This is a genomic window from Rhizobium sp. WCS2018Hpa-16 (genome assembly GCF_031843705.1).
In the GTDB taxonomy this organism is placed as follows: Bacteria; Pseudomonadota; Alphaproteobacteria; order Rhizobiales; family Rhizobiaceae; genus Agrobacterium; species Agrobacterium tumefaciens_C.
The window spans coordinates 636,219-647,240 of record NZ_JAVTIX010000001.1 but is presented as its reverse complement, the minus strand read 5'-3'; the positions used below and the strand labels follow the sequence as shown (position 1 = coordinate 647,240).

21 protein-coding genes are annotated in these 11,022 nt (G+C 55.9%); 1 reads left to right on the top strand and 20 read right to left on the bottom strand.

The features are described 5' to 3' along the window. Nucleotides 1-68: 68 nt before the first annotated feature. The 20 genes from RQI55_RS03240 to RQI55_RS24195 all read right to left on the bottom strand — a co-directional run bounded on the left by RQI55_RS03240 (nt 69) and on the right by RQI55_RS24195 (nt 10,281). On the bottom strand, nt 69-290 hold the full coding sequence (locus RQI55_RS03240) for a hypothetical protein (RefSeq protein ID WP_311272194.1): 222 nt from the start codon (nt 288-290) through the stop codon (nt 69-71). Nucleotides 291-858: 568 nt separating this feature from the next. Further along, nucleotides 859-1,494: a hypothetical protein gene (locus tag RQI55_RS03235; protein WP_311272195.1), complete on the bottom strand. Its 636-nt coding sequence runs from the start codon at nt 1,492-1,494 to the stop codon at nt 859-861. Continuing rightward, entirely contained in the window at nt 1,491-1,937 is a 447-nt protein-coding gene (locus tag RQI55_RS03230; RefSeq protein ID WP_174022095.1) for a hypothetical protein, read from the bottom strand. Before RQI55_RS03230 ends, RQI55_RS03235 begins: the two co-directional genes overlap by 4 nt. Next, nucleotides 1,934-2,434, bottom strand: a complete 501-nt coding sequence (locus RQI55_RS03225; RefSeq protein WP_311272196.1) for a hypothetical protein — start codon at nt 2,432-2,434, stop codon at nt 1,934-1,936. Before RQI55_RS03225 ends, RQI55_RS03230 begins: the two co-directional genes overlap by 4 nt. Then, on the bottom strand, nt 2,431-2,919 hold the full coding sequence (locus RQI55_RS03220) for a 5' nucleotidase, NT5C type (RefSeq protein WP_311272197.1): 489 nt from the start codon (nt 2,917-2,919) through the stop codon (nt 2,431-2,433). Before RQI55_RS03220 ends, RQI55_RS03225 begins: the two co-directional genes overlap by 4 nt. Continuing rightward, on the bottom strand, nt 2,916-3,239 hold the full coding sequence (locus RQI55_RS03215; protein WP_311272198.1) for a hypothetical protein: 324 nt from the start codon (nt 3,237-3,239) through the stop codon (nt 2,916-2,918). Before RQI55_RS03215 ends, RQI55_RS03220 begins: the two co-directional genes overlap by 4 nt. Continuing rightward, nucleotides 3,236-3,565, bottom strand: a complete 330-nt coding sequence (locus RQI55_RS03210) for a hypothetical protein (RefSeq protein ID WP_311272199.1) — start codon at nt 3,563-3,565, stop codon at nt 3,236-3,238. The genes RQI55_RS03215 and RQI55_RS03210 overlap by 4 nt, the downstream gene beginning before the upstream one ends. Further along, nucleotides 3,562-4,119, bottom strand: coding sequence for a hypothetical protein (locus tag RQI55_RS03205; protein ID WP_311272200.1), 558 nt, complete (start codon nt 4,117-4,119; stop codon nt 3,562-3,564). Before RQI55_RS03205 ends, RQI55_RS03210 begins: the two co-directional genes overlap by 4 nt. Nucleotides 4,120-4,213: 94 nt before the next feature. Further along, nucleotides 4,214-5,671 carry a DnaB-like helicase C-terminal domain-containing protein gene (locus RQI55_RS03200; protein WP_311272201.1) on the bottom strand — a complete coding sequence of 486 codons (1,458 nt, stop codon included), beginning with the start codon at nt 5,669-5,671 and terminating at the stop codon, nt 4,214-4,216. After that, on the bottom strand, nt 5,668-6,267 hold the full coding sequence (locus RQI55_RS03195; protein WP_311272202.1) for a hypothetical protein: 600 nt from the start codon (nt 6,265-6,267) through the stop codon (nt 5,668-5,670). The genes RQI55_RS03200 and RQI55_RS03195 overlap by 4 nt, the downstream gene beginning before the upstream one ends. Then, complete coding sequence (locus RQI55_RS03190; RefSeq protein ID WP_311272203.1) at nt 6,264-6,617, bottom strand: hypothetical protein; 354 nt, start codon at nt 6,615-6,617, stop codon at nt 6,264-6,266. The genes RQI55_RS03195 and RQI55_RS03190 overlap by 4 nt, the downstream gene beginning before the upstream one ends. Before the next feature lie 109 nt (nt 6,618-6,726). Beyond that, the gene (locus RQI55_RS03185) at nt 6,727-7,269 is read right to left on the bottom strand and encodes a hypothetical protein (protein ID WP_311272204.1); all 543 of its coding nucleotides are present in this window, start codon (nt 7,267-7,269) and stop codon (nt 6,727-6,729) included. A gap of 3 nt (nt 7,270-7,272) precedes the next feature. Continuing rightward, a complete protein-coding gene (locus RQI55_RS03180) occupies nt 7,273-7,845 on the bottom strand; it encodes a hypothetical protein (RefSeq protein WP_311272205.1) in 573 nt (190 codons plus the stop codon). A gap of 15 nt (nt 7,846-7,860) precedes the next feature. Further along, entirely contained in the window at nt 7,861-8,226 is a 366-nt protein-coding gene (locus tag RQI55_RS03175) for a hypothetical protein (protein ID WP_311272206.1), read from the bottom strand. A 505-nt stretch (nt 8,227-8,731) separates the two neighbouring features. Further along, complete coding sequence (locus tag RQI55_RS03170; RefSeq protein WP_311272207.1) at nt 8,732-9,061, bottom strand: hypothetical protein; 330 nt, start codon at nt 9,059-9,061, stop codon at nt 8,732-8,734. Next, nucleotides 9,058-9,237: a hypothetical protein gene (locus RQI55_RS03165; RefSeq protein WP_311272208.1), complete on the bottom strand. Its 180-nt coding sequence runs from the start codon at nt 9,235-9,237 to the stop codon at nt 9,058-9,060. Before RQI55_RS03165 ends, RQI55_RS03170 begins: the two co-directional genes overlap by 4 nt. Beyond that, nucleotides 9,234-9,611: a hypothetical protein gene (locus RQI55_RS03160; protein WP_311272209.1), complete on the bottom strand. Its 378-nt coding sequence runs from the start codon at nt 9,609-9,611 to the stop codon at nt 9,234-9,236. The genes RQI55_RS03165 and RQI55_RS03160 overlap by 4 nt, the downstream gene beginning before the upstream one ends. Continuing rightward, nucleotides 9,608-9,748 carry a hypothetical protein gene (locus RQI55_RS24205; protein WP_409233679.1) on the bottom strand — a complete coding sequence of 47 codons (141 nt, stop codon included), beginning with the start codon at nt 9,746-9,748 and terminating at the stop codon, nt 9,608-9,610. The genes RQI55_RS03160 and RQI55_RS24205 overlap by 4 nt, the downstream gene beginning before the upstream one ends. A 3-nt stretch (nt 9,749-9,751) precedes the next feature. After that, a complete protein-coding gene (locus tag RQI55_RS24200) occupies nt 9,752-10,078 on the bottom strand; it encodes a hypothetical protein (protein ID WP_409233678.1) in 327 nt (108 codons plus the stop codon). Beyond that, a complete protein-coding gene (locus RQI55_RS24195; protein WP_409233677.1) occupies nt 10,075-10,281 on the bottom strand; it encodes a helix-turn-helix domain-containing protein in 207 nt (68 codons plus the stop codon). Before RQI55_RS24195 ends, RQI55_RS24200 begins: the two co-directional genes overlap by 4 nt. A 103-nt stretch (nt 10,282-10,384) precedes the next feature. On the opposite strand from RQI55_RS24195, the gene RQI55_RS03150 reads away from it, so the two are divergent. Continuing rightward, the gene (locus tag RQI55_RS03150; RefSeq protein WP_311272211.1) at nt 10,385-11,020 is read left to right on the top strand and encodes an XRE family transcriptional regulator; all 636 of its coding nucleotides are present in this window, start codon (nt 10,385-10,387) and stop codon (nt 11,018-11,020) included. Nucleotides 11,021-11,022: the final 2 nt, after the last annotated feature.

Below are 11,022 nucleotides of genomic sequence, written 5' to 3'. Positions count from 1 at the left end.
TGAATGGGCGGTTGAAAAGAAAAAGGCCGGACCGTTAAGCCCCAACCCTTTAATTCTGGCATGCGGGATTAGGTGGTACTTCGGGGCGCACCGTCAGGAAGTCGAGTGATCGCCACATTGGCCCACATCGCATTCTCGCGGTGCTTGAGGATCAAGTATGTCTTGTCAGGGCCGTCAGGAACGTTTGCATCAAGCACATCACAGAATTCTTTGGCTGCAGCGCGTACGACGGCCATTTGGCTCTTCTGCTCATCCGTAGGGTTGAGATATTCGAAAGTGGACGAGTGCATGCTGGTTCCTTTCGGGCTGGGGCGAAACGCGAAACCCCGCCTTGTTACGGGCGGGGCTGTTGGAATGGCATCAGCAATGCGAAGGTGTTAAGCGGCGATAGCGCCATATTTCGTGCGCCGGAAACTGCGGGTTACCTAGTACCCTGATGGCAATCCTTAAAAGCAGGACGTTCGCACCCGAAGCCGGGACCATTTACGCATTGCCGATTTGAAAGCTCCCACTTGGCAAGCCAGAGGTGGGAACCGTGTTTCATGCCCTAGTCGGCCCGCATGCGGCGTCTGTCTACGAGGACTTTCCCAGACCCGTTACCCGACTTCGAAAGTTATAGCCAATCGTTGGCTTGACACCGGAGATTTGGCGACCCCGAGTGTTAGATTTTCCGCTCATCGCGGCAACAACCGCTGCCCTTCTCTATGATCCGCCAATAGGTCGGCAGAACCGCTTGCTTTGCAGGCACCCACGATTCCTCAAACTGGCCACACTTCAGGCATGACCGACTGAAATCTTCAGCCACCCACGCATGCCCACCAATCCCAAGGGCGCGCTTGATAATTTTCAGTAAGCCCATCATGCCGCCTCGCGCTTTCTTGCTTCACGCTGGCGGCGAATTTCGTTGCGCTTGTCTGACCATGTGAAGTCCCGAAGCTCTGGGACTTCCACCTGGCTGAAAGCATCATCCGAGCGCCATGTAAGTGAGTGCGTCGGATCGCTTATGATGACATGTTTATCGCTGATTTCATGGCCAACTGGCAACAGGCTTGAAACGGCATTTTCGTTATTTTGCAATGCGTTCCGATGGAAACTTAATTCAATCTCTAGCAAAGCGCGATCTTTGCGGCGTCGTCCTGTCTCCGGGTGGATGCTTTCGGTTCGGCACCATTGGCTGAAAGGTCGCCCACCAATCTTGGATTTGGCCCAGCGCCAGAGACAGCGGCGGTTGCTCTCATCTGTGGCGCGCTTGATGATTTCGTTCGCCCGTTCCCATATCCCGATGTCTTCTGTCTTCAATCGGGTGGAGCGGCTATCCCAGAAGCTCTCACGCTCCTCGCCGTACCTTTCCGCGCCCCAGCCGTTCTGGTCGGCCTTGTCGTGGACATATGGCAGGGCTTGAGCCTTCAGCTTTGCTGGCCTTGCTGTGTCTGGCAACCGGCGGTCAACTTCGGCAGCCGAAATGAAAAGGTCTATGATCTCTTCGCGGGTCATGCTGTCCTCCGTCGTTCGTCAAATAGATCGCCCTGCGCAGCGTTGGGACCGAAGCGCCTGACTATCCTCTCATATAGCATCCCAGCAATTGCATGTCGCTGATGGGTTATGCCGCATAGGTCTCGAGCGATATATTGTAGCTGCCCTACCGGTGTTGCGTCGAAGCATTCCAGCCAGGCTGATGGATCGTCTTCGATAATACCCTTGCAGGCTTCCACAAGGTCACTCACGGCCCAAAAAAGGTACTCATCAAGTTGCCCTTGGTTGTTGTCGGTTTCGGCCAATGTAGACATGACCATGCGGAAATGATCTTCGCCACGGTTGCGCAAGATACGGTCCATGGTGGCGACAGCGCGCGTCTGGCGAACGTCTGGATATGCGCGACCGTCGATGATCTCGATACCGTACTCTTCGCAAATGGCGTAGACGCGCTTGTCGATCATTGCGCCCTCGCCTTCTCGTCTTCCATCTTCTGGATTTTCCGCACGGCCCACAAAGTCGATGTGTGATCACGTTTGAATAAGCGGCCAAGCTCTGGCAACGTGATGCTTGGGTCAACCTGCGCTTTGATTTCCCACATGATCCTATGCCGGACGGCGACCAGCGGTATCTTCCGGCTATGGCCGACGATGTCGGCGTAGGTATAGCCAAGCTGGATGGCGCGGTCCCTGATGTAGCAGCGCAACGGGCTGCCCATGGTGTCAGCCTGTTCTCTCTGCCATGTCTTCCACGCGCTGATGTGAGCGTTGAAGTTGTCAGGCCCGATGAAGACTATCACCTTCTCACGGGGCGGCTCCGGGGCTTGGACCTGCTCAACAGTCTCTTCACCACCACGTCGGAACACGTTGACACGCTTCTGCGGCCCCATGAGGCGAAGTCTGATCTCTTTCGCTCTGGCCTTGGCTCTGTCTTCATAGGAGATGTGTGCGATCTGGTTCATGCTGTGCGACTCCGAACAAGCTCATCCTCAAGAGCGTTGCGAGACGTCGCGAAATCCTTGTGGTGGATGCCGAAACCGCCTTCCTCGCGCCACGCCTTGATGTTGCGCTCGAAGTCATCGATCAGGATGTCACCACGCGAGTGCATGAAGAGCGGCTTGTTGCGGCCACCCATGACCGGCAGGATGTGGCAGGTCGTAGACAGATGATCTCGCACCCATTCCCGCTTCTGTCGCGCTACGTGGGCATAGTTCGACTTTGGGCAGGCTGTCAGGATGATCGGGTTTGTCCACGAGATGCGGTCGAAGAAATCCTTTGCGCCGGGGCATTGCGGCATGTCGCGGAAGTAGGACGGATGAGCGTTGATTGTCGCCCACATATCATCATCCAGCATTTCGCGATGATCGACGCCGAACAGTGCCGGGAAGTGCGCGTCGAAGTCAGCCATGACCCCATCAAGGTCCAGATATACAGTTGGTCTTTTCATGCTGCCACCTCGGCTACGTCCAATGGATGAGAATTATAAATTGCTGTCTCGCCCGGCATGACAAACCGCACCTCATGCCCGCTATTGGCAACGAAAAATGCCTCCCTGCCGCTGACCAAAATCTTTCGGCCATAACCTTCCGGCGGCGTTCCCCTGCGCACTACGCTGATCTGCATGAATTCCTTGAAGGTCACATGGCGGTAGGAGCAATAGGAATGCCAAGCCTTGACACGCGCTGCGCCGGGCGTGGGGGCATCATATCCGTGGGCTGAGAATCCAGAGACAGACACGTCATAACGTTTCAACAGGAAGTCGCTCATGCCGGGATCCTCCGTCTCTCTACCTCAGTGCGCTTCTCGACAATCACGGACTTGCCGCCCTTGAGGAAAAGCCGCTTGGATGCCTCTGCGAATTTCCGCTCCTTGGAGGTGGGCAGCGGCGCGATATTCCGCTCTCCGGTCATGTGGCCGTTGAGGTGGCTCATCAGCGCCTCGTGGCCTGCGTCCTTGGCTTCCTGCTGGCTTGCGAAGATGATGTCGTGTTTGCCGTCGCGAAGAACGCGGTTCTCAGACCACTTCACATCGCGATACCAAGCTATCCAGCCCTGCGGTGACAGTTGCGCACCAGAATCAAATCTGTTTGTCATCGGTAAGTTCTCCAGACTTCTTTCGGGTCGATGCCCTCGGCTTCCATCTTGGCAAGGGCGGCGACTTGTTCTGCATCGTGCTTCGCCCAATATTCGGCTTGCTTCTCCGGCCCGAATTGATCCCAGGTCGTGGCGCGGTCTTGCCTGTCTGCGAAATACTTGTTCTGTCGCCATTGGAGGCAGTAGGAAGGCCACCACTTCGTCAGCTTGCCGCCGCATCCGTGCTTACTGTCGATCATGGCTTCGATGATTTCGCGGATTTCATCGTTCGCGTATTCATTGCTGGCACCGATCCGATAAACCCCGGCGAAGCTGTGAAAGCCCGTAGGCGACCAGTAATCCGAACCGGCGGGCTGTACGGCGTAGGTCGAGAAGACAGACGAGAACTTGATGAGTGTTGATATTCCCCTCACCTCGATCTCAATTGGGTCGCGCTCATCCAGGCCAATCTCCATCAGGTATTCGGAGGAATATGCGCGGGTCATGACATGACGAGTTGGTGGCGGCACCCATGGCTTGCTCGGCGGCGGTGGTGGCGTCATCAGGTCGAGCATCGATAGCTGCTCCATCATACGCCCAGCCCTCCATTCTTCGCCCTGCTCCACTGTCCGAAGCTCGTGCTAGATCCGTTCCACTGGATTGCGGGGGTCATAAAAGCCTCCTGTCATTCTGCGCCTTGCGGAACTCCTGGCCGAAGCTGGTGCTTTCGCCTCTCCAAGCTATCTCTTGTCGGCGGGGGAACTCATTTTCACGGGACAGGGCTAGGATGAACTCTGCCTTGCCCTTGACCTCGGCAAGCGTGGATTCCCAAAGAATGTAATCGTCGGTGCCTTCTTCGGGCTCCATCCCTGCGACGGCTGGGTATGCCTGGTGGACGATAATCATGTTGTCCACGTCCTTATCGATATTGCCCAGCATGCTCTTGTAGGTCGGTCGGCGGCGCTTTGCGGCCATGAGGCGGTCGCGATAGGTCTTGCCCCATGTGCCATCGTTGCTGTTCTTGTTGATGTGGGTGAGAGCGATGATCGGGATCTTCCGCTTCATTGCGATGTTCTTGAGCGTCGATGTCGCCTTGTTCGCCTTCTTGAAGTCGTCGGCGTCTTCCATCTTGCCGGTCCATGCCAGCTTCAGGATGTGGTCGAGAACGAAGGCTTCGATACCGAACTCGCCTTGCAGCCGGTTAATGCGCTCATCCACCTCATCCAAGGTGATCTGCTTCGAGATGATGTCGATGAACTTGAGACGCTTTATCGCCTGTCCGGCCTGCAGAAGTTCATCCATCTCTTCCTGCGATACATGCCCGCGCTTCTGACGCTTTGCAGATATGCCTGTGCGTCTGGCCTTCTCGCGCATGATGACTTGCTCACGGGGCATTTCACCGCTCACACCGGCGATAGGATGACGCTCTGCGAGATTGAAGAAACATTGCCATGCGGCCGCACTCTTGCCGGTCTTCACGTCTCCACCGATGACAAGCAATTCACCCTGCCCTAACGGTCCCATGAGATTGGTCAGTTCGGGGATACCCAGATCAAGGCCGGACACACGGCGACCAGCAATCGCATCGCCTGTGGTTTCGAATGTTCTATCAACCGCGTCGTTAAAGCTCTCCTGCGGCTCGTTGCGCGTCTCTATGCCGGTTATGATGGCAGAGAAGCGATCACGGCAATCACGGATGCGATCGATGAACTCCAGTTCGTCGGCGGCGCGGGTCGCTGCAATGCCTGCCTCTTCTCCGGCTGCCATGGCTTCCCGGCGGTGATAGTATTCCGTCACGGCGTCAGCATAGTCCGGCACGTTCACAACGGACACAGCATTGCCAGACAACGCCGCAAGATACTGCGGAAGGCTCATTTCACCGATCTTTTGAGCCGCGGACTCTGGCGACATGAAAGAGCGGATGGTGACGGGATTTGCATTCTTGGATGCCTCACGACATTTCAGCATTGCCGAATAGATGTCGCGATGGATGCGCTCGAAAAAGTGAAACACTTCGAATGTGGCGGGCACCTGGAGAAGGGCATCATTGTTGACCATGATGCCGCCAAGCAGCGCCTGTTCTGCTTCAATGTTGGCTGGGGTAAAGTCTTGGTTCATGGCATTCATGCGCCCGCTCCAGCGAACAGATCGTTGGATGAAGACCGCTCATTGCGGCGCTGTAGGAAGTCTTGGAAGGCTGGGAGATAGCGACCGGCATGAATGTCTGCCCCGCGCCAGCAAACAGCTAGAGCGGCAGCCTCAGCGGCGTTATCGCGTGTCGCCTTCTTGGTCGGCAGGATTATGCCGTCGCGTTCGCACTGCTCAATGGCAGCCCGCTTCCAGTCGTTCTTGCCGTGATTGTCGAGTGGTGGCTTGAAGCCCTGTCCGAAGAACATCTTGCGCCAGGTCGCCGCGCTGATTGTTCCCCATGGCTTGCCCCAATTGCCGAGCGTGGCATAGACCGCGCCGTGAAGCATGCATGATGAAACAGTTGCGGCGGTGCCTTTCGGGCTCATCTTGAGGGCGGTTTCGAGAATGATGAAATCCGGCTTGTGATCCTTGATCAGGGCCGTAATTTTTAGTCCCATTTGGTCCGAACAGTATTCGATCGACGCCTTCGCGGGGAACTCAAGGACATCGCAACGGATAGAAGCCAGAGAGCGATTGCACTCCCACACCGCCCAACCGGCATGCTTTGAAATATCGAGGCCGAGAACTTTCATGCCGACACCTCCGCAGGGATAAGCCGGTAGAAAGAGCCACCGTATTCAGTGATGCCCCGGCTGCGATCAGTGATGAGCGACCAGCCGTATTTCTCCAGACGCTTGCGGAGATGGAACATGGCTACTCGCAAGCTTGCCGATGGGTCAGATGGCCGATCAACAGGCCAGACCTTCTTGATGATGTCTTTCGTTTCCACTCGGCTGCCGACAGGATTGGAGAGGGTCCGAAGAATGCGCCTTGCAACTGTCGAGTTCTCGGCATCAATCACGGCATCGATGGGCGCTGCTTCTCCGATGAAGCCCTTACAGCACGGGCAGGTAAACTGGCTTGTCTGCGGTATGTGGTTCATGACCAACCTCGTGGGATTGAAAAGGCCCGATGCGACGGGTCCGCACTACAATTTTGTCGCATCGGGCTAGTGGGCCAGCGCTTGGGAGAAAGCTGGCCGGGGGGAACTGTTAGGCTTTGATCTCGCCAATCTTCGCGATCATCTCGCGCCGGTTCGGTGGCGGATCGCCCATGATGCTGGAAGTCACTGCTGCCGGTCTGCGGATCGGATCAGATGGTGGTCTGCCTACTGGTCTTGGTTCTGCCAAAACCTTCTTAGGCGCCGTGCGGTCTGCCCACCGTGGAAGCACGACTTCGACATAACCGCCTTCGATCTCTTCAAACTGGCACCAAGCGGCGGGCTGGGCCTCGTCCACGAAGCGGGCCTGGTGTCCGATATTGAGTGACACCCATTCACCCTTTGCCGTCTGCTTGAAGCTCACGATGGCATCGCCAACGCTGTTGTTTTTGCGGAAGCGAAGCATGCCGTGGTCGCCTTCGGTTCCGACGAGAACTTCGAGCTTGTCGCCGTTTGACCAGCCAAGTTTCGTAGCCACTGCCTTCGTGATCGTGAACCGCATCGAAGCGGGTCCAGTTCGCTTAGACAAAATGACCTTGAAACCAGTACCTGTGGATGCCTGCTTTGCCTGAATAAGAACCCGCTCAAAGGCCATGGCTCACTTCTCCTGATTGAGGTTGAAAGGGTCATCGCCATCGGTCGAACTGGCCGGCGGCTCTTCCTTGCTCTTCGTGGTTTCAAGCCGCGCCATGATGTCGGGGATCTCGGAATCGTATTCCTTCTTCCCGGCGTCGAAGCTTTCCAGCCAGAGCTTGTCGTCAACACTGCCGGCGTCGTAGCCAGAAACTCGCTCAAGGCCCGTCAGACCGGCGTGGAAGCCCTTTGCCTGGATCATCTGTTCGCCATCGACGCGATCAGTCTGCTTGAGGAGATCGCCGCCGGTCGTCGCCGGGATATAGCCAAGCCATTCGAGATTTTCCCGTTCCGACTTGAGCTTATCGACCGGCTTCTGGTGGTCTTCGGCTTGGAAGGATTTTAGGTAATGGTCGAGCTTCTGGGCAGGGAAACCGGATGCCTTGGCATTCTGTCGGTTGGACTTCTTCTCCTCGCCAAGAGCCTTCATCTTCGCCGCGATCTCGCGATCCTTCTTGTGGTAGAAGGCGAACAGAACACGCCGCTCTCGCTCTGCCTTGTCCACGTTGTGGCCGATATTCGCTGCTGCTGCTGTCATTCACCTGTTCCTTTTCTATCCGTGTGGTTGGCCTTCTTTTGCTCTGTGGATTTTGTCCGCCAGAGCCTGAATTTCATGATCAAGACCTGCAAAAGCAGCATCGCCAAACCTCGCCTTTTCGGTCGCAACCTCGTGCTGCAACCTGTTGATCTGTTTTTCGCAGAGATCGAGGTAGCCGGATCGGAGACGGGCGAAGACCGACAATGTCGGCTGGGTTTCCCCATTGAGAATGCGGCGGACAGCGCGTGGCTTGAGGCCAACAACGCGGCCTATCCTTTCGAGTGCATTCAACTGATCGCCGTTGCCCCGGCTTTCCATCTCAAGCATTTTTCGCCCGTAATCTCGGGCCAGTTCTGGAGAAAACATCTCAAGGGTACTCATCGAAATTTCCCTGTTTTCCGCATTTCTAATTGTCGGTTTCTGGGTTGAAGTTTGTCGGATCATGGTCTGCGCTCCTGATAGCTTGGGTCTATCGGAGCGCAGGGAACGAAAGGAGCTACCGCCCCGCGTACGCCACCTGGGCCTTTGGCCAAGGGGTAGAAAATGAAGGATATGATGATGGTAGTTTCAGAGCGGCGCTGCGTTCGGTGGTGAGAGATTTGAGCGCAGCCGCTTCCGAAATTCCGAGTTCTTTAGCGATTTGGTCAGTGCCAAAACCGCGTTTGAATAAGCCGTAGGCAGTGGGTTTGACTTTGGTCACTTGCGCCGCCCCGACACTGTGAAGTGAGCGAGAATGACAAGGATGGTTACAGCCCCGAGGAACGCGATGATGCCGATGAAAACTGTTTGATCGGTCATGCTTCACCGCCTGTCTTCGAAGCAGCCAGAACCGCCATGACGGCAACGCCGAACCACATGTCACCAGCGAATGTCAGGAGATACCCAATCATGCCGCCACCCGTTCACGGTTGATGCGGTCCACTTCGGCCATAAGCTCGGCTTCGAGGGCTGGCTCATCAATGGGAAGGTCATCAGGGGCTTCATCGGTCCAGTCCGAATAGAACGTGTCTGGATCATGGGTGACGTCGTTGCCGTCTTTGATTTCCATGACTTCACCAAAGTGTTTCACGTCAAGAAGGCCACAGACATCAATCCTCATGAGCCCCGTGCCGACCTCAAAGTCATTCACGGGCCAGAAGTCCTTGTCTCCGCAGAAGCGGGCGAGAAACGGCTGAGGAAGGCTGTTGATATAATCCATGCGCAAAAGGTCACTCATGACGCCCGTTCCTCCCGAATATCCCTTGGTGAAATTTCCTTGTCGCAGCCCTCACAATGGCGCTCGACAATCTCTGCTATGGACAGACGACGCTGGCACTCTGGGCAGCCCTGATAGGCTGTCTGGTGGATTGCGCGCTGCGACTGGAGCGTGGCTTCGATACGTGCTGATGTCATGCGCCCGACCCCGCATCTTCGAGATAGGCAAATTCGGTGGAGCTACTGACGGGCTCCACCGCCGATGGTTGAGGGTGAGCATTCCGACCGGGGGTTACATGGCTGCCTCCTGCGTTGGCGCCTTCACCGCTCCTCTCGTCAGTAACCGGGAGACTTACGTTCATCGGGGCTGTGGATACCGCAGCTTCGCCTTGAGTGGCTGCGTATGGGTGAACCGGGTTTATGTCGATGATGCCTTCGCCGCCGCAATCAGAGCATTCAGCAACGGCTTCGTCGCCTTTGTCGCCGTCATGAGGCTCAAGGTAGCGTTCCCAATTCGTCACGATTTCGCCGTTGCCTTGGCAGCGTTGGCAAGGGATCGGGGTTTCAGTCATTTGTCATCCCTTTCCGAGTAACCAGCTTGACGGAATGCAAGCGAGGCGAAGCTGTGAACGAGGAAGTAAATGCCACCAACGGAAGCAATGATGGCGAGGAGGACCGCGAGGTCTTTAAGGATGAGATCATGAGCCACGATCTACTTCCTCAGCTTCTTGGCGTCGGAGAACGTCACAACATTTGCGGGGCCGTCGGACTCAATCTCGGAAATGCACCCTTGAATGTTCAGACGGTTTTCGTTGAACTGCTTCTGGACGCGGAAAAAAACGTCCATGAGGCTTTCGGCTTGCCGGTCAGTAAGACCGCCATATTTCAAGAAAGACGAGAAAACACTGACGACGAACGGGAGAGCCTTATCCCCTTTGTCCATGACCTGAACGAGCCACTGGCATACGTCCCCCATGTCGCTATTACGGTCATCAAGAGGTGGGGTAAGCTTGAACGTGTCGACTATCTGATCGGTCATGCTGTCACCTCAGGTGCTTCGAAAAAGAAGCGGTCATCCCATTCGATATTCCGCTTCTCAGCGGCCAAACGGATCGCTTTCATTTCATCAAGGGATGGAGCCCCGCCATTTTCCCAGCGGGACACAGTTGCTTGCGTCACGCCAGCGAGAGAGGAGAACTCAGCCTGGTTGACTTTAAAAACGTTCTTTCGGATGTGCTTCATTGTGCTCATAGACACGGATAATATGCGCAAACGGATTATTTGCAAGCGGATTTTATCCGTGAACGCATTTTTCTTTATCCGCATGTGGCGCTAGCGTTTGGACATGGCAAAGATCCAAGAAAAAGTTCGTGCGATCATGAAGGCAAGCGGCTGGAAGCAGATGCAGCTTGCCGAGCATTTCGAGGTGTCTCAGTCCACCGTTAACCGGTGGCTTGCAGGGTCTGAACCCGAGGGGCATAGGCGGGATGCGATCAATGAGGCATATGAGCGTATCGCTTTGGAAGGTCCGGCCACAAACAGCAGTGGTTGGCACGCTGTCCCACTTATGGGCTACATCGGCGCTGGTGCCGAAATCCTTCCCGAGTTCGAGCAGGTGCCGCCCGAGGGGCTAGACCAAATCCACGTCCCATTCCCCTTGCCAGACGACATGATGGCGCTTGAGGTGCGTGGAGACTCGATGCTGCCGGTCTACAAGGACGGCCACGTTCTCGTCGTCTATCGCGATCAGAAGAAGCCCATATCAGCGTTTTTTGGAGATGATGCAGCAGTAAGAACATCTGACGGCCGGCGATTCCTGAAAACCATTATGCGTGGCTCTCCGATAACTCTGGTTTCCTTCAATGCCGCCCCCATCGAAAACGTCAGCCTGGAATGGGTGGGCGAAATCTTCGCTGTGATCCCGCGCTCTCAACTGAAAAAGATCGGCAATACCGGCGGCATCCAAGGAAACTTGGTCTGACC